Here is a 16,545-nt window from a genome sequence, read left to right as displayed (position 1 = left end):
CATGCGCCCGGTCCAACTGGCCGACCTTGAAGTCGCCGTGCGGGTGCTATTGGCCGTGCCAGTGCACGCACGGCACCAGATGGTCATTCAATTATACCAAGAGGCGTCAATTGCTGAACAGTACCGAAAAACGACAGGAAAACTGCATCCTCTGTATGGAAACGGGACGCTCATGTCGGCAGCACAGAAACACGCAATGATGCCTCGAAATGCCTTTTGCGATCCAGATTACTTGCGGTGCATGGCAATTCTTGCGACCGAATTGTCGGTCGATCGCGATCGGTGATACATAAAATCACAGCTTTGTTCTTGGCGACAGTACCCTATATGATCTACACAAAGGGTCTGAAACGCAAAGGATACCCCTATGGCACATCTGAAACCCTCACTGCGCGAACTTGATCCAGTTTGGCAGCGCATTTGTTCTGAGGCAGAAGAAGCTATCAAAGCAGAGCCTTTGATCGGTGGGATGATTCATGCCTGTATCCTGCATCACAACAGCTTTGACGATGCTTTGGCTTATCGGCTGTCGATGAAGCTCGCATCGCCTGAGATGTCCGAGCAAATCATTCGCGAAATTGCCGACGCAGCGTACGATGATGACGCTTCGCTAACGGCTGCCGCGCGCGCCGATATCGTGGCAATCTTTGATCGTGACCCAGCGTGTCACCGTTTCTTGCAGCCGCTCATGTTCTTTAAGGGCTTTCAGGCCGTACAGGCATACCGCCTAGGTCATTGGCTCTGGCTGCAAGGTCGCCGCGATCTGGCTTACTTCGTACAGATGCGGGTGAGCGAACTTTTCGGCGTCGATATTCATCCCGCAGCGAAGATCGGGCAGGGGATCATGATTGACCACGCCCATTCCATAGTCGTCGGTGAAACGGCTGTCGTGGGGGATAACGTCTCTATGCTACATTCCGTTACGCTTGGTGGAACCGGCAAGGAAGATGACGACCGCCACCCTAAGATTGGAAACGGTGTTCTCATTGGTGCTGGCGCCAAAGTGTTGGGCAATATCACGGTCGGGCATTGCAGCCGTGTTGCCGCTGGTTCCGTGGTTCTTGAAGACGTGCCACCGATGAAAACTGTTGCTGGCGTACCTGCGCGGATCGTGGGCGAGGCAGGGTGCTCTCAGCCGTCGATGTCGATGGACCAACGCTTTGACGGTGTGAACTAAACCTAGTTCACCGGGATTGCTGAATAGAACGCTCGCCATCTGGCGGGCGTTTTCTTTTTTGCAGGTGTCTTGCAATTTCGAACGAGTCGTAACATTGATAGTTACATGAAAAAAGATAGTCGCCTTTCCTCGGTCCTTCATGCTTTGCTTCACATGGCCGAACAAAACAAACCCGTCACGTCCGACATCCTTGCGATGTGTATGAAAACCAACCCCGTTGTTGTCCGGCGCACAATGGGGCTTTTGCGCAATGCGGGGCTTGTCACGTCAGAACGCGGTCACGCAGGCGGCTGGCGTATTACCGCAGATCTAAATAAAATAACGTTTTTCGATCTATACGAAGCATTGGGCGAGCCGACAGTGTTCGCGATCGGCAATCGGCATGAAAGCCCCGATTGTTTGGTCGAACAAGCTGTGAACAGTGCGCTCGACGGTGCCTTTGCCGAGGCAGAGGCGCTTTTAATCGAACGGTTTAAGACAGTTACCTTGGCCAGTCTTGCCGCTGACTTTGCGCAGCGACACGCGGAATACCGACAACAAAAGGATTAAATCATGACCCATGACGTGATCGTCATCGGGGGCAGCTACGCCGGAATGGCAGCAGCCCTGCAGCTTTTGCGCGCCCATCGCAAAGTGCTAATCATCGATGCAGGCGAACGGCGCAACCGTTTCGCGACACATGCACATGGCTTTGTCAGCCAAGACGGTATCGACCCGGCTGAAATTGCGGCGACCTCTAAGGCTCAGCTCGAAAAATACCCAACGCTGACTTGGGTAACGGGCAAGGCATTGCGCGCGACAGGTAAAAAGGACAACTTTTCCGTGACAACTGATGCTGGCGATACCCACGAAGGTCGCCGCATCATCTTTGCAACGGGCGTTTCAGATAAACTACCCGAAATAGAAGGCTTGCCCGAACGGTGGGGACGCCACGTGTTCCACTGCCCGTATTGCCATGGATATGAGCTGAACAAAGGCCGGATCGGCGTGATTGCAACCGGGCCAATGTCGGTGCATCAGGCGCGGTTGATCCCTGAATGGGGCGATGTCACATTCCTGTTGAACGATGCGCTGACATTGGATCAAGAAACAAGCGACCAGCTAATCGCGCGTGGAGTCGAGATCGAAACCGTTCCAATCACGCGATTGGCGGGTGCGGCCGACGTGGTTTTACAGAACGGGCGAACCCTATCATTTGCGGGCCTATTCACGGCCTCGACTAATGCGCCTGCATCGCCGATTGCGCAAAGCCTTGGCTGTGCAATTGTTGAAACGGGCTTTGGTACTATGATCGAAACTGACAGTGGCAAGGCCACGAGCATTCCGGGGGCATACGCATGTGGCGACGTGGCACGCGTTCCGCATTCTGTATCGCTGGCTGTCGGTGACGGAGCATGGGCCGGGGCCCAAGTCCATGCGTCGCTAGTGTTAGGCTAATCGTGAAACAAAAACGGCCGGCCCAATTTTCAAGGGCCGGCCGTTCGGTAATTCTTATGTGCTTAAGCAAGCATTGTCATTGGGTTCTCAAGGTTGTCCTTGATCGCGTTCAGAAGGTTTGCACCCAGAACGCCGTCAATCACACGGTGATCGACTGACAAAGTGCTGGACATGATGGTACCAACTGTCAGCTCGCCATCCGCTCCGACGATCGGTTTCTTGACGCCCGCGCCAACCGCCAGAATGGCCGAGTGTGGCGGGTTGATGATTGCGTCAAAGTTGTCGATGCCGAACATACCAAGGTTGGAAATCGCGAACGAACCGCCTTGATATTCATGCGGCGCAAGCTTGCGATCGCGCGCCCGGTTGGCCAGATCTTTCATCTCGCTTGAAAGGGCAGACAGGGATTTGCTGTCAGAGTCCTTCAAGACAGGGGTGAACAAACCTCCATCAATAGCCACAGCAACGGCGACGTCTGACTTTTCGAACTTCAGCGTGCGGTCACCAGCCCAAACAGCGTTAGCCTCGGGGACTTGCTGTAGTGCAAGCGCGCAGGCTTTGATGATAAAGTCGTTGACCGACAGCTTCACGCCACGTGGTTCAAGCTGTTTGTTCAACTGGCTACGGAATTTCAGCAGGGCATCAAGGTTGATGTCACGGCGCAGATAGAAATGCGGCACCGACTGTTTCGCTTCGGTCAGGCGGGCAGCAATGGTTTTACGCATACCGTCCAGTTTGACTTCTTCGAATGGACGATCCGCATATGTTTTTAGAACCGCACCCGTTGACGGACCCGCCGCCAATGTAGCAGCAGGCGCGTCAGCCTTGGCAGCTGCGGGCGCAGCAGCAGCTTTCGGTGCAGCGGTCGCGTTTTCAACATCTGCTTTCACGATACGACCATGTGGGCCGGAACCGGTGATTGCAGCCAGATCAAGACCTTTGTCCGCAGCGATGCGACGGGCCAAAGGCGTGGCAAACACGCGGTTACCATCTTTGACTGGTGCAGCTGGGGCAGGTGCGGCGACCTTATCGGAGCCCCCAGCGGGGGCCGCCTCTGCAGTCGCGGCAGGCTGCTCAGTCGGTGCTGCCGTAGGCGTCGCGGAAATGTCATCTGCGCTTTCGCCGTCTTCCAGCAAAATTGCAATCACATCGTTGACCTTCACACCTTCGGTACCTTCGGCGATCAGGATTTTGCCCATCACACCTTCGTCGACGGCTTCGAATTCCATCGTGGCTTTGTCAGTTTCGATCTCGGCCATGATGTCACCAGAGGAGACAGTGTCGCCCTCTTTGACGTGCCATTTGGCCAATGTGCCTTCCTCCATCGTGGGGGACAGGGCGGGCATCAGGATTTCTGTAGGCATCGCGTTGTCTCCTTAGCGGTAGGTCACTTTTTTGCAGGCGTCGACGACTTCGTCGGCGGTCAGCAAAGCGTGTTTTTCAAGGTTAGCTGCATATGGCATTGGAACGTCCTTGCCTGTGCAAGTGATGACAGGGGCATCAAGATAATCGAACGCCTCTTGCATGATAACGCCGCTGATATAGCCGCCGACTGAACCCTGCGGCCAGCCTTCTTCGACGGTGACGCAGCGGTTGGTCTTGCGGACTGATGCAAGGATGGTTTCGGTGTCCATCGGGCGTAATGTACGAAGGTTGATGACCTCGGCGTTGATGCCTTCTTCGGCCAGCTTTTCTGCTGCTGCCAAAGCGTAGGTCATGCCAATGCCGAAGGACACGATGGTTACATCGTCACCAGCGCGTTCGATCTTGGCCTTGCCGAATGGAATGGTGAAATCATCCATGACAGGAACATCGAATGACTTGCCGTACATGATTTCGTTCTCAAGGAAGATCACCGGGTTGGGGTCACGGATCGCAGTCTTCATCAGACCTTTAGCATCCGCCGCAGAGTAAGGCATCACGACCTTAAGACCTGGAATCTGCATGTACCAAGCTGCGTAGTCTTGGCTGTGCTGTGCACCCACGCGTGCCGCTGCACCGTTTGGACCACGGAACACCATCGGCGCACCCATTTGACCGCCAGACATATACAGCGTCTTGGCTGCAGAGTTGATAATGTGGTCAATGGCTTGCATAGCAAAGTTAAACGTCATGAACTCGACGATTGGCTTTAGTCCACCAAAGGCCGCACCAGTTGCGATACCAGCAAAACCGTGTTCGGTGATCGGCGTATCAATCACACGTTTCGCGCCAAATTCATCCAGCAGACCTTGGGAAATTTTATAGGCACCTTGGTATTCGGCAACCTCTTCACCCATCAAGAACACGTCTTCGTCGCGACGCATTTCTTCGGCCATCGCATCACGAAGGGCTTCGCGAACGGTGGTGGATTTGACTTCAACATCAGCAGGCCAATCAGGGGTCGCATCTGCAACCGGGGCCGCTGGTGCCGCAGCAACGGCTGGTGCGGCCTGTGGTGTAGCAGCAGCGGGTGCCGCAGCGGGGGCAGGTGCGGCACCTGCTTCTGGAACGGCTTCGCCTTCTTCAACCAAGATCGCGATGACGTCGTTCACTTTGACACCTTCGGTGCCTTCAGCGACGACGATCTTGCCAACGATACCTTCGTCAACGGCCTCGAATTCCATCGTGGCTTTGTCGGTTTCGATTTCGGCCATGATGTCGCCGGATGAAACAGTGTCACCCTCTTTGACGAGCCACTTGGCAAGCGTGCCTTCTTCCATTGTTGGGGAAAGGGCGGGCATGAGAATTTCGGTTGCCATGGCTTACGCCTCCACTTCTGCGTAAATGTCTGTCCAAAGCTCTTCCAATGCTGGCTCTGGGCTTTCTTTTGAGAACTCAGCAGCGTCGTTGACGATCGCTTTGATCTCTTTGTCGATGGCCTTCAGGTCATCTTCGGTTGCGTGTTTGCCTGTCAGCAGCATGTCACGGACCTGTTCAATCGGGTCACGCTCATCACGCATTTTCTGGACTTCTTCACGGGTCCGGTATTTCGCTGGGTCGGACATAGAGTGACCACGGTAGCGATATGTTTTGACCTCTAGGATATATGGGCCTTTCCCGGCACGGCAGTGCGCAACAGCACGTTCACCGGCGGCTTTCACAGCCAGAACATCCATACCGTCAACTTCTTCGCCTTCGATACCGTAGGCCGCGCCGCGTTCCCAAAGCGATGGGGACTTGGTTGAGCGCACAACAGATGTACCCATCGCGTAACCGTTATTTTCGATCACGAACACAACAGGGAGATCCCAAAGTTCAGCCATGTTGTATGTTTCATAAACCTGACCTTGGTTCGCAGCGCCATCACCAAAATAGGTAAAGGTCACGCGGTCATTGCCTTTGTATTTGTCAGAAAACGCAAGACCAGCACCCAGAGGCACCTGCGCGCCAACAATGCCGTGGCCGCCATAGAAATGCTTCTCTTTCGAGAACATATGCATAGAGCCGCCCTTACCTTTGGAAAACCCGCCTTCGCGGCCGGTCAGCTCAGCCATGATGCCCTTGGGGTCCATGCCGCAAGCCAACATGTGGCCGTGGTCGCGGTAAGATGTGACGCGTTTGTCGCCTTCTTCCGCTGCAGCCTCTAGGCCAACAACAACGGCTTCTTGTCCGATATAAAGGTGGCAGAAACCGCCAATCAGGCCCATGCCGTACAGTTGGCCTGCTTTTTCCTCAAATCGACGGATCAGCAACATTTCACGGTAATGACCCAGCAATTCCTCGGCTGAGACGTTTGGTTTCGCGGCGGCCTTTTTGGGCGGCATGGGTGCTCCTCCAGCGTTTTTGCAATATAGTTTAATGTTAAACTATATTATAAAGGAAGTGTGCGCGGATTACGAGGGGTAAAGTGAAGGGGGTGCGATAGGGGATGTGAAGTTTCGATATTACGAAGTTTTGCGTAGGCTGCACTGCTATATATCGTTTGGCCGAACTGCAGCGAACGGCGACTAAGAGCCCATCTTGCAGTATTTCTGTAATGCAGCGAATGTGAGGTTTGGATAGTGATAGGTGAGTTCTATGGACATTATGTGTTTAAACGGTTGGGGAGGAAAACTTTACGAAAACCTGCTGACCTACATCCAAACGGCAGCTCCTGAAATCCTATGCTTGCAAGAGGTCGTACATACCCCAGCCTCCGACAAAGACTGGCTGACGTATCGTGATGGCGACCATATCTTACCGCAACGTGCAAATTTCTTCCGCGATGTATCCCGAGCGTTGCCAGATCATGTCGCTATTTTTTGTCCAGCCGCGCAAGGCGTTTTGTGGGATGATGATCTATCCATCCCGTCGCAGTGGGGGTTGGCTACATTCGTCCAAAAATCCGTTCCGGTCATTGGTCAGGTTCAGGGTTTCGTCCACAAGACTTTCTCTCCAGTTGGCTATGGTGAGCACCCTCGATCCCGTAGCGCGCATGGCGTGTGCGTTTACGACTACAATTCCAATCGTTCCGTTAGCGTTACTCATATGCATGGCTTGCGCGATCTAAATGGAAAAATGGATACACCCGAACGTGCGGAGCAGGCGCAGAGCTTGCTTGATATTTCCCGGCAAGTATCGACGGTAGAAGACGTGCGAGTGATTTGTGGTGATTTCAACGTCGAGCCAGATAGCGAAACGCTTCGGATTTTAGCCGACGCAGGTTTTTCTGAACTGGTGACAGGACGCGGGTTCACCAGCACCCGAAACTCTCATTACAAAAAGCCGGGCAGCTTCGCCGATTATATGATGATCAGTGATGCCGACGTCGTGCGGAAGTTTGATGTGGTTTACGATCCAGAGGTTTCAGATCACTGCCCGCTTGTTCTGAGCATTTAACAGAAGCAGCCGTTCAACTTTTCTAGCTAACTTCAGCAATGTCCCGCACAGCGGGCTTTTGGGATGATGCAAATACTACCGAATAACGACTTCATCCGCCCGAATTAGCCCCAGTACGTCACGGGCTTGTTGGTCGAGTAGGTCAAGATCAAGGTAGTTGTCCGACAGGCGCGAGGTGAGGTTTTCCATGCGCCCCACCTCCGCCTGAAGGATTGCCAGTTCCTGTTCCAGCGCGACGCCCTCCGCTTGGATCTCAATACGTTTGAATAGACCGTAATCCCCTTGCACAGCGGCAAAGGTGAAATACAGCCCAAGCATTAACGCGCCTAGGAAATACAAAAGGGTGCCCATCGGGGGGCGGTTACGTCGGAACATGTGCTTGCCTCAAATGTCACCTCTTGCGGGTAACTGAAGCTAGAATCGCACAGATGATTCGGAATGTGAATCCCCTATTTTCCATAAATAGGGGATAATCACATATTTTTAGCGGCTTTACGCCTTGCCGCGGTAGATATCCATCAGCTTGCCAAGCATGGCGAGCGCATCGTCGCGATCGCGCTGGAACGAGTTGCGCCCGATGATCGAACCATTGCCGCCACCATCACGAATTGCGCGGGCGTCGTCATAGACCGCATCAGCACCTTTGGCCGCACCGCCAGAAAAGACCATCAGGCGGCGACCGCCCAAGGCGCTTTCGACACAATGCTTCACGCGTGCCGCTTGGGTGGCAATGTCGATTCCTTCGGCCTCGTAGACTTTCTTGGCTTCGGGCAGGGACAGATGATCAGTCGAGAGTTTTATCTTGATGATATGCGCACCCAATAGCGCCGCGATTTGCGCGGCGTAGGCAGCAATATCAATCGCGGTTTCGCCGTCTTTATCCAGCGCCTCACCACGTGGGTAGGACCAGATCACAGTTGCGATGCCCTTGGCTGCTGCTTCGCGGCGCATTTCTGCAATATCACCGAACATGTCCAAAGCTGCAGACGACCCAGGATAAACTGTAAATCCGATCGCCGACGCGCCAAGGCGCAGTGCATCGTCAACCGAAGCGGTGATTGCTTGTGTCTTTGGAGCGGCAGCAGGGATAAGTGAATTGGCTGAGTTCACTTTGAGAATAGTTGGGATTTGCCCAGCAAAGGTGTCAGCACCTGCCTCTAGCATACCAAGCGGCGCGGCATAGGCGTTTAGCCCCGCATCAATCGCCAACTGATAGTGGTAGTGTGGATCGTAAGCCGCCGGGTTCGGGGCAAATGAACGGGCGGGCCCGTGTTCAAAACCCTGATCAACTGGAAGGATGATCATCTTACCTGTTCCGCCCAGTTTCCCTGCCATCATAATACGCGCAAGGTTGGCTTTGACACCGGGTGTTTCACCTTCGTAATTGGCGAGAATTCGTTGGACGGCTTTCGTGGTTTTCATGACGTGGCATCCTTTTATGCAGTTCGCTATTAGCGGCTTTAACAGCAAGAAAACACAGCACAATAACGGTTGCGCTAACACTCAGGATGTTTGCGTTAACAATCTCAAGTTTGCAAAAGAATGCCTGGAATGAACACCAATTTTGCAGGAATTCATAGGTCCAAGTTATTCTAGCTAGGCGGCCCAAACGTTTGAGATCAGTCTGTTTGATTTCAAGAAAATTACAGAGTTGTTTGTCGCTACTCTCGATCGTCGATAGACCAGTATTTAGTGCTCCACATTCCGCCAGACTTTTCAATGATCTTGCGGAACAAGAATGGGCGACCAGTGATTGCGGCAGATACTAACGGAGAAAGAACATTGCGCTGCTTTAGTGCAGACGCAAAGCTGTGGCCTTCGCCGGGAAGAATAAAATGTCTTATACCTGCGATTTCAGAAAACTTGCGGGCATGGATCAGTTCGCCGAATGAGCTTCCATGCACAATATAGATGTTCTCATTCTGCTTTGGCTGTATTTTGATTTCGGGGTATTTGTAATCTTTTATCCTATTTCGAAAACGTAACCAGCGTGTCTCTTCTGGTACGATATCGGGGTGGACAGAATATTGTGGGGTGAGGGCGATGACAGTGTTGGTTGGTAATTTTGGTGCCAACAGCAGTGCCATTGACGCACCCATCGAATTGCCAAGCATCGAAAGGTTCGAAATGCCATTTTCAGCTATGGCTGAACGTATTTTGCCTACGATCTCGGCATCCAAGCCAGGATAGTTTAACCAACTGCGGCTCCGATCACTGATGAACAAAACATTGTTCCTGCGATCTTGTGTTGCCGCAGTAAAAAATTCAATGGGCGGGTGTTCTCGGTGGTTGCCCCCGACACCACTAAAAACGACAACAAGGTTGTCCGATATTCCTTTGAAAAATTGCATCTTGAGCGGATCTGAACATGCGATCTGTGTGAGCTCAATCATACCACTTCACCAAATAAATAGTTAATTGAGGCCACCATTGAGGTGGCCTCTTTCGATATGCTAACCTAAAGCAGCAACGCCGGGCAGTTCTTTGCCTTCCATCCATTCTAGGAAGGCTCCGCCGGCGGTGGAGATATAGGTGAAGTCATCGCCGTGGCCCGATGCGTTGATCGCTGCGACTGTGTCGCCGCCGCCGCCGACCGATACCAATTTGCCTGCTTTGGTTTGGGCGGCGATCTCATTCAGAATTGCAAAAGTGCCAGCATGGAATGGCTCGAGTTCGAACACACCTAGCGGTCCGTTCATGATGAGCGTTTTGGCGCCATCGACAACGCCGTTGATATAGGCAACGGTTTCGGGGCCAGCGTCAAAGATCATCGCGTCGTCAGGGCATTCGGTCGCGGGAATTGTTTCGTTTGCAGCGTTGGCTTTGAATTCGCGTGCAATCACGATGTCACGTGGCAGAATGATTTCGCATCCGGCAGATTCGGCCTTTGACAAAATTTCGCGCGCGGTGTCGGCCAAATCATGTTCACACAGTGATTTGCCTACGTTGATGCCTTGCGCAGCAAGGAATGTGTTCGCCATGCCTCCACCAATCACAAGGTGATCAACTTTACCAACTAGATTGCCTAGCAGGTCGAGCTTGGTTGAAACTTTTGCGCCGCCAACAACAGCAACAACCGGGCGTTCTGGGGAACCAAGCGCCTTTTCCAGCGCGCCCAATTCTTCGGCCATCAAACGACCGGCGCAAGCGGGCAGGAGGCGCGCGATTGCTTCGGTGCTGGCATGTGCGCGGTGCGCGGCTGAAAACGCATCGTTCACGTAGATGTCAGCGAGGCTGGCAAGACGTTTTGCGAAACCTTCGTCGTTCTTTTCTTCGCCCGGATTGAAACGCAGGTTTTCAAGCAACAACACGTCGCCTTCTTCCATCTCTGCGACGGCATCCGCATAGTCGCCATTCACAAATGTCACGGGCAGGCCCAAAACATCGGACACCGTTGGGGCAATGATCTCAAGCGACATTTCAGGGACGACTTGGCCCTGTGGGCGCCCAAAGTGCGCCATTAGGATTACTTTGCCGCCCTTGGCTTGGATGTCATCGACGGTTGCTGCGATGCGTTCGATCCGGCTTGTATCCGTGACCACGCCGTTTTCGACAGGCACGTTGATATCCACACGCACCAATGCGCGCTTACCGGCAAAATCCATATCGTCCAGAGTTTTCCAAGTCATTTGCTGTTCCTTTAGGGCGGGGTTCAGCGCTTTGTTGCGGTAATCACGCGCCCGCGTCAACTAGACGTGCTTGGCATTTTGCGCTTGGGCACATATGTCTTTGCCCAATACAGAAAAGAGGAGCCCAAAATGGCCGATATTAAAGATCCAGAAAACACTATCATCATGACTCTCAAAGGTGGTGACGTTGTTATCGAACTGCTGCCTGATGTGGCTCCGGCCCACACGGCGCGTATGAAAGAACTGGCGCGCGCAGGTTCTTACGACAACGTTGCATTCCACCGTGTGATCGACGGCTTCATGGCGCAGACTGGCGACGTGGCGAACGGGAACATGGAAAACAACTTTAACCTCAATCGCGCGGGTACTGGCGGCTCTGACTTGCCTGACCTACCTGCTGAGTTCTCAAAAATCCCGCACGCACGTGGTTCTTTGGGCGCTGCGCGTTCTGCAAACCCGAACTCGGCTAACAGCCAGTTCTTTATCAACTTTAAAGACAACGACTTCCTGAACGGCCAGTATACTGTTTACGGTCAGGTTGTTTCCGGCATGGAACACGTTGATGCGATCGTCAAAGGCGAGCCGCCAATGAACCCAGATCGCATGATCAGTGTAAAAGTTGCTGCCGATGTATAAGGTCGCAGCCCTATTAGCCGTGATGGCCACGCCTGCATTCAGCGCGGGTCTGGAGATTGATGTCGAAGGCGAAGCCAACGGTACAATCGTCATCGACCTTTTCGAAGATGTTGCGCCACTGCACACGGCCCAAATCACGGCGATCGCTGAAGCCGGAGAGTATGATGGGGTGGTATTCCATCGCGTTATCGATGGTTTCATGGCGCAGACCGGCGACGTGCAAAACGGTTTACTGGGTAGCGATCTGTCGCTGGCCGGTACTGGCGGTTCCGAGTTGGGTTCGCTAAAATCTGAGTTCTCGGATCTTCCTTTCGAGCGCGGCATCGTGGGAATGGCACGTGCGCAAAACCCTGACTCCGCTAGCAGCCAGTTCTTCATCATGTTTGAACCCGGGTATTTTTTGAACGGTCAGTACACCGTTGTGGGTGAAGTGACTGAGGGCATGGAGATTGTCGACGCGATCAAACGTGGCGCAGGACAAAATGGTGCGGTTATTGGCAAACCTGATGTCATGACTGCGGTACGCGTGACCGAATAATCAAATCTCTGGCCCCCTCACATCTACGCGAGGGGGCTAGTTCCACAACGCCGCTTCGGTCACCCTTGAAACGGGAGGACCAGAATGCACTTTTTTCGACTAATCGCAGTATTATTATTCGCAGGGCATAGTTCCGCTGCCGGTCCTGAATTCTGGGCGAACGAATGGCCGAATACTGATTTCAACAACACAAGTGTGAATAGTTGGGTCGAGGTGCTGTCTGGTGGCCCGTCCAAAGACGGTATTCCCGCGATAGATGCCCCCAGCTTTGTTCTCGCGAATGAAGGCAATAATTTTAGCTCTCTCGAACCAGTTATCACCGTTGAAATTCCGGGTGAAACGCCGCGCGCCTATCCGATCCGCTATTTGATATGGCACGAAATCGTAAATGACCAAGTCGGCGACATCCCGATTGCGGTGACCTTTTGCCCGCTATGCAATTCTGGGATTGTTTTCGATCGACGTACGGCTGAGGGCGTTCTGAGCTTTGGAGTATCAGGAAAACTGCGCAACTCAGACATGATCATGTACGACCGCGAAACTGAAAGCTGGTGGCAGCAAGCAATCGGCGAGGCTATCGTCGGTGAACTGACCGGGACAGAGCTTCAGAGCTTGCCAAGCTGGATGGAAAGTTGGGAAAAGTTCACCGCTCGTAATCCTGACGGACTGGTAGTGGCGCAGCCTGACTATTCCCGCGCCTATGGGAGTAACCCATATGTCAGCTATGACAGTTCTTATCGGCCGTTCTTATACTCTGGTGAATTTCCTCCTCATGACATTCCCGCACTTGCACGGGTCGTCCGCGTCGGCGATAGCGCTTGGCCGCTTAGCAGGATCGCCACTGAAGGGGTAGTTCAAGAATCCGATATCACCATCAGTTGGGAGGCAGGGCAAGCATCTGCCTTGGATGCAGGCTCTTTGGGGCAGGGGCGGGATGTTGGGAATATTCGTGTTCGAAACAACCTAGGCGAAGATGTTGCCCATGACGTCATGTTCGCCTTTGTATTCCACGCGTTCTGGCCCGACGGGAATTGGATGCTTGGACCTAGCTAACGTCTTGACTTAGCGCTGGTATCGGAATCAGCCGCGCCTATGGAACGCAAATCTCAGATCGATACGTTCGGCGCAGTTGCGTTGACAGGCTTTGCCTTTTTCTTGGCTTTCAATCAGGTCGTCATCAAGGTCACCAACGGTGGGTTGCAGCCCGTGTTTTTCGCGGGGCTACGTTCAGCCGGTGCAGTTGTTTGCATTTGGATGTACCTGCGTTGGCGCGGCATCCCATTGCGATTTGAACCGGGAACGCGTTTGGCTGGGTTTGCCGCGGGCGTATTCTTTGGTTTCCAGTTTTTATGCCTATTTGTGGCACTTGATCTCACAACTGTTGGGCGTTCAGCAGTCATCTTTTATTCGATGCCAGTGTGGCTTGCGATTATTGCACATTGGGTCATGCCAAATGACAAAATCACGCCCGTCAAAGCGGTCGGGTTGGCCTTTGCGATGTCAGGGGTTGCGTGGGCGATGCTCAGCAGGAATTCAGGCGCAGGAAGCATTTGGGGTGATCTTGCCGCCCTTGGTGGCGCTTTAGGCTGGGCAATTTGCGCCATGCTTGCAAAGGCGTCACCGCTGTCACGGGTGCGCCCCGAAATACAGTTGTTTTGGTAAGTAGGGGTGTCAGCCCCAATCCTTCTGATTGCGGCGTTCTTCTTTGGGCCGTTTGTCCGTGAATTGGGGCCCATTCATCTTGCAGGATTGGCCTTCCAGATTGTCGTCGTGGTCAGCGCCGGATTTATTCTTTGGCTCTGGCTTCCGTCGATCTATCCGGCCTCTGGCGTGGCATCGTTTAGCTTTCTTTCGCCAGTGTTGAGCGTTGGGCTGGGTTGGTTGCTGTTGGGTGAAACCGTGGGGCCAAATCTGATCGGCGCTTTGGTTTTGGTCGCAATCGGAATTGTCCTGATCAACCGACCCACTAGGTCCCGCAAAACGTCCGCGTCACCCGTTCATTCAGCGTAGGCGCGCGTGCGAATTTTTCGGTCGTATCAGTCAGCGCGGCGTAGGGCTGTGTCACCGCGGCCAACATGTCGTGAAACAGCGCAAAGTCACCTTCGCGTCCGGCTTGGATCACGGCCTCGACTTGATGGTTGCGCGGAATGACTTGAGGGTTCGCGGCCGCCATGATCTCAGCGGCGTTAGGCGATTTGCGGGCCTCCCAGCGTATTTTCCATGCGTCAAAGGCATCTCTGTCTAAAAACTGATCGCGGACGTTTTGCTCGGCTAAGTTAGCAAAGACATTGGTGAAATCAGCGCCATCAGTCGCCATCGTGTTTAATAGGTCTTTGATAAGCGCGGTGTCGTCTTCGTGCAGTTCATCAATGCCCAGTTTTGCTGCAAACACGCCCTTCCAAGCCTTGATATATATATCGGGAAAGCCGTTCACTGCTGCGCTGAATTGTTCAATCGCCTCGTCTTGATCTGGCATCAGCGGGATCAGTGCAGTAGCAAATTGCGCCATATTCCACGCGCCAATACCCGGCTGGTTTGAATAGGCATAGCGACCCTGTTGGTCGATCGCGCTAAAGACCTGATCAGGATGAAAACCGTCGATAAAGGCGCAAGGGCCATAATCAATCGTCTCACCCGCGATGGACACGTTGTCTGTGTTCATCACGCCGTGGATAAACCCAAGCCCCATCCATTTTGCAATCAGATGCGCGTAGCGTTCTATGACCTGATCCAGCAGTTCAGCAGGTCCAGTCGCCGTTGGGTAGTGGCGCGCGATAACGTGGTCTGTCAGAGCTTCCAGCGCTTGGATATCCTGACGTGCGGCAAAGTATTGAAACGTGCCGACGCGAATATGGCTTTGGGCGACGCGTGTTAACACCGCGCCAGGAAGGACTTCTTCGCGGTATACGTCTTCGCCTGTCGTCACGGCGGCCAGCGCGCGGGTCGTCGGAACACCCATCGCATGCATTGCCTCTGACACTAGGTACTCGCGCAACACTGGCCCAAGCCAAGCACGCCCATCACCGCGCCGCGAGAACGGTGTTTGACCCGATCCCTTAAGTTGGATGTCGCGGCGTATGCCATCTTTGTCCACAACCTCACCCAAAAGGACAGCGCGGCCATCGCCCAGCTGGGGGTTCCAGTTGCCAAACTGATGACCCGAATAGGCCTGCGCAATAGGGGATGCGCCTTCGGGTATTTCATTGCCGGCAAAGACAGCGACGTCAGGATCACCCGACAATCCCAACAGCTCGGCCAGAGGCTGGTTAAATGAGATCAATGTGGGGGATTGCACAGGCGTCGGACGCTGCGCCGCATACATCTGCGCAGGTAGCTTTACATAACTATTGTCGAACGGGATTTTCACAGCCGCGCCAATCTATCAGCCAGTAGGGCGTAGAACCTATCACTATCCAAATCGCCGATGAACAGCGCATTTGGTTCGCGATCTGTCACGCCCCACCAATCGGCGACGGTCATGCCAAGGGTAAGTTCGGATTCTGTTTCAATTTCGACGTTGATTTTGCGGCCTGTAAAGAGTGTCGGATCAATAAGATAGGCGATCGTGCAGGGGTCATGTAGTGGTGCGCCTTCGGACCCGTATTTTTCCATATCAAACCGTTCAAAGAAATCAGTCCAAGCGGCGACCATATCGCCAACCCTTGTGCCCATCGTACGGAAGGCTTCGATATGAGCCTTTGTCGTGAGCGCCTTATGGGTCACATCAAGGGGCATGACTACCAATGGCACACCAGAATCAAAGACGATTTTGGCGGCTTCTGGATCGACGTAGATGTTGAATTCGGCCGCTGGGGTAATATTGCCCACTTCGAAATAAGCACCCCCCATCAGCACGATGTCTTGGATCCGTGGAATGATGTCTGGCGCTTTTTCAAAGGCCGTCGCGATATTGGTAAGCGGACCAATCGGACACAGCGTAACGGTGCCTTCGGGTTCAGCGCGTAGCGTTTCAATAATGAAGTCAACGCCATGCTGTGCTTGGAGCGGCATCTTGGGGTCGTCCAGCTGTGGACCATCCAGCCCGGTTTTGCCATGGACATGTTCAGCAGTTACCAATTTGCGGTGCATCGGTGCTGTGCAGCCAGCGAAAACCAACGTGTCAGGCTTGCCTGCCAGTTCACACACGATCCGTGTGTTCTTTTCAGTCAGTGCCAAGGGGACATTGCCCGCCACCGCGGTGATCCCCAAAACGTCTATTTCTTCAGGCGACGCGAGCGCCAAAAGGATCGCAACCGCGTCGTCTTGGCCGGGGTCAGTGTCGATGATGATTTTGCGCGGTGCCATGTCGGTTTTCCTGTCGTGTTTCC

19 protein-coding genes are annotated in these 16,545 nt (G+C 53.6%); 10 read left to right on the top strand and 9 right to left on the bottom strand.

What is annotated here, in order from left to right:
• The first annotated feature begins 1 nt into the window (after position 1).
• The 4 genes from ACHUEV_RS01145 to ACHUEV_RS01130 all read left to right on the top strand — a co-directional run bounded on the left by ACHUEV_RS01145 (position 2) and on the right by ACHUEV_RS01130 (position 2,614).
• A complete protein-coding gene (locus ACHUEV_RS01145) occupies positions 2–286 on the top strand; it encodes a DUF7742 family protein (RefSeq protein ID WP_394177235.1) in 285 nt (94 codons plus the stop codon).
• Positions 287–367: 81 nt separating this feature from the next.
• A complete protein-coding gene (cysE, locus tag ACHUEV_RS01140) occupies positions 368–1,177 on the top strand; it encodes a serine O-acetyltransferase (RefSeq protein WP_394177234.1) in 810 nt (269 codons plus the stop codon).
• Positions 1,178–1,282: 105 nt separating this feature from the next.
• On the top strand, positions 1,283–1,726 hold the full coding sequence (locus ACHUEV_RS01135) for an Rrf2 family transcriptional regulator (RefSeq protein WP_394177233.1): 444 nt from the start codon (positions 1,283–1,285) through the stop codon (positions 1,724–1,726).
• 3 nt (positions 1,727–1,729) lie between these two features.
• Complete coding sequence (locus ACHUEV_RS01130; RefSeq protein WP_394177232.1) at positions 1,730–2,614, top strand: NAD(P)/FAD-dependent oxidoreductase; 885 nt, start codon at positions 1,730–1,732, stop codon at positions 2,612–2,614.
• 62 nt (positions 2,615–2,676) lie between these two features.
• Here ACHUEV_RS01130 and ACHUEV_RS01125 read toward each other — a convergent pair whose 3' ends face one another.
• The 3 genes from ACHUEV_RS01125 to pdhA are packed head-to-tail and all read right to left on the bottom strand — an operon-like array spanning position 2,677 to position 6,360.
• Complete coding sequence (locus tag ACHUEV_RS01125) at positions 2,677–3,978, bottom strand: pyruvate dehydrogenase complex dihydrolipoamide acetyltransferase (RefSeq protein ID WP_394177231.1); 1,302 nt, start codon at positions 3,976–3,978, stop codon at positions 2,677–2,679.
• Positions 3,979–3,990: 12 nt separating this feature from the next.
• On the bottom strand, positions 3,991–5,355 hold the full coding sequence (locus ACHUEV_RS01120) for a pyruvate dehydrogenase complex E1 component subunit beta (protein WP_394177230.1): 1,365 nt from the start codon (positions 5,353–5,355) through the stop codon (positions 3,991–3,993).
• Positions 5,356–5,358: 3 nt separating this feature from the next.
• Positions 5,359–6,360 (bottom strand): pyruvate dehydrogenase (acetyl-transferring) E1 component subunit alpha, encoded by a 1,002-nt coding sequence (gene pdhA / locus ACHUEV_RS01115; RefSeq protein WP_106353874.1) that lies wholly within the window; start codon positions 6,358–6,360, stop codon positions 5,359–5,361.
• A gap of 253 nt (positions 6,361–6,613) precedes the next feature.
• Here pdhA and ACHUEV_RS01110 point away from each other — a divergent pair, with 253 nt between their 5' ends.
• On the top strand, positions 6,614–7,414 hold the full coding sequence (locus ACHUEV_RS01110; RefSeq protein ID WP_394177229.1) for an endonuclease/exonuclease/phosphatase family protein: 801 nt from the start codon (positions 6,614–6,616) through the stop codon (positions 7,412–7,414).
• Positions 7,415–7,489: 75 nt separating this feature from the next.
• On the opposite strand, the gene ACHUEV_RS01105 is transcribed toward ACHUEV_RS01110, so the two are convergent.
• From ACHUEV_RS01105 to ACHUEV_RS01090, 4 genes are all read right to left on the bottom strand, one after another.
• Positions 7,490–7,789 carry an FtsB family cell division protein gene (locus tag ACHUEV_RS01105; protein ID WP_106353878.1) on the bottom strand — a complete coding sequence of 100 codons (300 nt, stop codon included), beginning with the start codon at positions 7,787–7,789 and terminating at the stop codon, positions 7,490–7,492.
• A 117-nt stretch (positions 7,790–7,906) separates the two neighbouring features.
• Positions 7,907–8,836, bottom strand: coding sequence for a class I fructose-bisphosphate aldolase (locus tag ACHUEV_RS01100; protein ID WP_394177228.1), 930 nt, complete (start codon positions 8,834–8,836; stop codon positions 7,907–7,909).
• Between the two features lie 239 nt (positions 8,837–9,075).
• Positions 9,076–9,807, bottom strand: a complete 732-nt coding sequence (locus ACHUEV_RS01095) for an alpha/beta fold hydrolase domain-containing protein (RefSeq protein WP_394177227.1) — start codon at positions 9,805–9,807, stop codon at positions 9,076–9,078.
• A 60-nt stretch (positions 9,808–9,867) separates the two neighbouring features.
• Positions 9,868–11,043: a phosphoglycerate kinase gene (locus ACHUEV_RS01090; protein WP_394177226.1), complete on the bottom strand. Its 1,176-nt coding sequence runs from the start codon at positions 11,041–11,043 to the stop codon at positions 9,868–9,870.
• Between the two features lie 129 nt (positions 11,044–11,172).
• Between ACHUEV_RS01090 and ACHUEV_RS01085 the strand changes: the two genes are divergently transcribed.
• The 5 genes from ACHUEV_RS01085 to ACHUEV_RS01065 all read left to right on the top strand — a co-directional run bounded on the left by ACHUEV_RS01085 (position 11,173) and on the right by ACHUEV_RS01065 (position 14,227).
• Positions 11,173–11,679 (top strand): peptidylprolyl isomerase, encoded by a 507-nt coding sequence (locus ACHUEV_RS01085; RefSeq protein ID WP_394177225.1) that lies wholly within the window; start codon positions 11,173–11,175, stop codon positions 11,677–11,679.
• On the top strand, positions 11,672–12,217 hold the full coding sequence (locus ACHUEV_RS01080; protein WP_394177224.1) for a peptidylprolyl isomerase: 546 nt from the start codon (positions 11,672–11,674) through the stop codon (positions 12,215–12,217). Before ACHUEV_RS01085 ends, ACHUEV_RS01080 begins: the two co-directional genes overlap by 8 nt.
• Positions 12,218–12,301: 84 nt before the next feature.
• Positions 12,302–13,270, top strand: coding sequence for a DUF3179 domain-containing protein (locus tag ACHUEV_RS01075; RefSeq protein WP_394177223.1), 969 nt, complete (start codon positions 12,302–12,304; stop codon positions 13,268–13,270).
• Positions 13,271–13,309: 39 nt separating this feature from the next.
• The gene (locus ACHUEV_RS01070) at positions 13,310–13,879 is read left to right on the top strand and encodes a DMT family transporter (RefSeq protein WP_394177222.1); all 570 of its coding nucleotides are present in this window, start codon (positions 13,310–13,312) and stop codon (positions 13,877–13,879) included.
• Positions 13,880–13,885: 6 nt separating this feature from the next.
• Positions 13,886–14,227 carry an EamA family transporter gene (locus tag ACHUEV_RS01065; protein WP_394177221.1) on the top strand — a complete coding sequence of 114 codons (342 nt, stop codon included), beginning with the start codon at positions 13,886–13,888 and terminating at the stop codon, positions 14,225–14,227.
• Here the strand turns inward: ACHUEV_RS01065 and ACHUEV_RS01060 are convergent.
• Positions 14,184–15,584: a protein adenylyltransferase SelO gene (locus ACHUEV_RS01060; protein ID WP_394177220.1), complete on the bottom strand. Its 1,401-nt coding sequence runs from the start codon at positions 15,582–15,584 to the stop codon at positions 14,184–14,186. The genes ACHUEV_RS01065 and ACHUEV_RS01060 overlap by 44 nt on opposite strands.
• Entirely contained in the window at positions 15,581–16,522 is a 942-nt protein-coding gene (locus ACHUEV_RS01055; protein ID WP_394177219.1) for a nucleoside hydrolase, read from the bottom strand. Before ACHUEV_RS01055 ends, ACHUEV_RS01060 begins: the two co-directional genes overlap by 4 nt.
• Positions 16,523–16,545: the final 23 nt, after the last annotated feature.

Source organism: Yoonia maritima, assembly GCF_043641945.1.
GTDB lineage: Bacteria > Pseudomonadota > Alphaproteobacteria > Rhodobacterales > Rhodobacteraceae > Yoonia > Yoonia maritima_B.
Note: the sequence above shows the minus strand (reverse complement) of the source record. Positions and strands in the feature narration are given on the sequence as shown.

Coding starts and splice junctions, on each gene's coding strand:
- ACHUEV_RS01075 (WP_394177223.1), top strand. CDS start 12,302: ATGCACTTTTTTCGACTAATCGCAGTATTATTATTCGCAGGGCATAGT.
- ACHUEV_RS01055 (WP_394177219.1), bottom strand. CDS start 16,522: ATGGCACCGCGCAAAATCATCATCGACACTGACCCCGGCCAAGACGAC.
- ACHUEV_RS01125 (WP_394177231.1), bottom strand. CDS start 3,978: ATGCCTACAGAAATCCTGATGCCCGCCCTGTCCCCCACGATGGAGGAA.
- ACHUEV_RS01145 (WP_394177235.1), top strand. CDS start 2: ATGCGCCCGGTCCAACTGGCCGACCTTGAAGTCGCCGTGCGGGTGCTA.
- ACHUEV_RS01135 (WP_394177233.1), top strand. CDS start 1,283: ATGAAAAAAGATAGTCGCCTTTCCTCGGTCCTTCATGCTTTGCTTCAC.
- ACHUEV_RS01130 (WP_394177232.1), top strand. CDS start 1,730: ATGACCCATGACGTGATCGTCATCGGGGGCAGCTACGCCGGAATGGCA.
- ACHUEV_RS01070 (WP_394177222.1), top strand. CDS start 13,310: ATGGAACGCAAATCTCAGATCGATACGTTCGGCGCAGTTGCGTTGACA.
- ACHUEV_RS01090 (WP_394177226.1), bottom strand. CDS start 11,043: ATGACTTGGAAAACTCTGGACGATATGGATTTTGCCGGTAAGCGCGCA.
- ACHUEV_RS01080 (WP_394177224.1), top strand. CDS start 11,672: ATGTATAAGGTCGCAGCCCTATTAGCCGTGATGGCCACGCCTGCATTC.
- ACHUEV_RS01085 (WP_394177225.1), top strand. CDS start 11,173: ATGGCCGATATTAAAGATCCAGAAAACACTATCATCATGACTCTCAAA.
- ACHUEV_RS01120 (WP_394177230.1), bottom strand. CDS start 5,355: ATGGCAACCGAAATTCTCATGCCCGCCCTTTCCCCAACAATGGAAGAA.
- ACHUEV_RS01105 (WP_106353878.1), bottom strand. CDS start 7,789: ATGTTCCGACGTAACCGCCCCCCGATGGGCACCCTTTTGTATTTCCTA.
- ACHUEV_RS01095 (WP_394177227.1), bottom strand. CDS start 9,807: ATGATTGAGCTCACACAGATCGCATGTTCAGATCCGCTCAAGATGCAA.
- cysE (WP_394177234.1), top strand. CDS start 368: ATGGCACATCTGAAACCCTCACTGCGCGAACTTGATCCAGTTTGGCAG.
- ACHUEV_RS01110 (WP_394177229.1), top strand. CDS start 6,614: ATGGACATTATGTGTTTAAACGGTTGGGGAGGAAAACTTTACGAAAAC.
- pdhA (WP_106353874.1), bottom strand. CDS start 6,360: ATGCCGCCCAAAAAGGCCGCCGCGAAACCAAACGTCTCAGCCGAGGAA.
- ACHUEV_RS01100 (WP_394177228.1), bottom strand. CDS start 8,836: ATGAAAACCACGAAAGCCGTCCAACGAATTCTCGCCAATTACGAAGGT.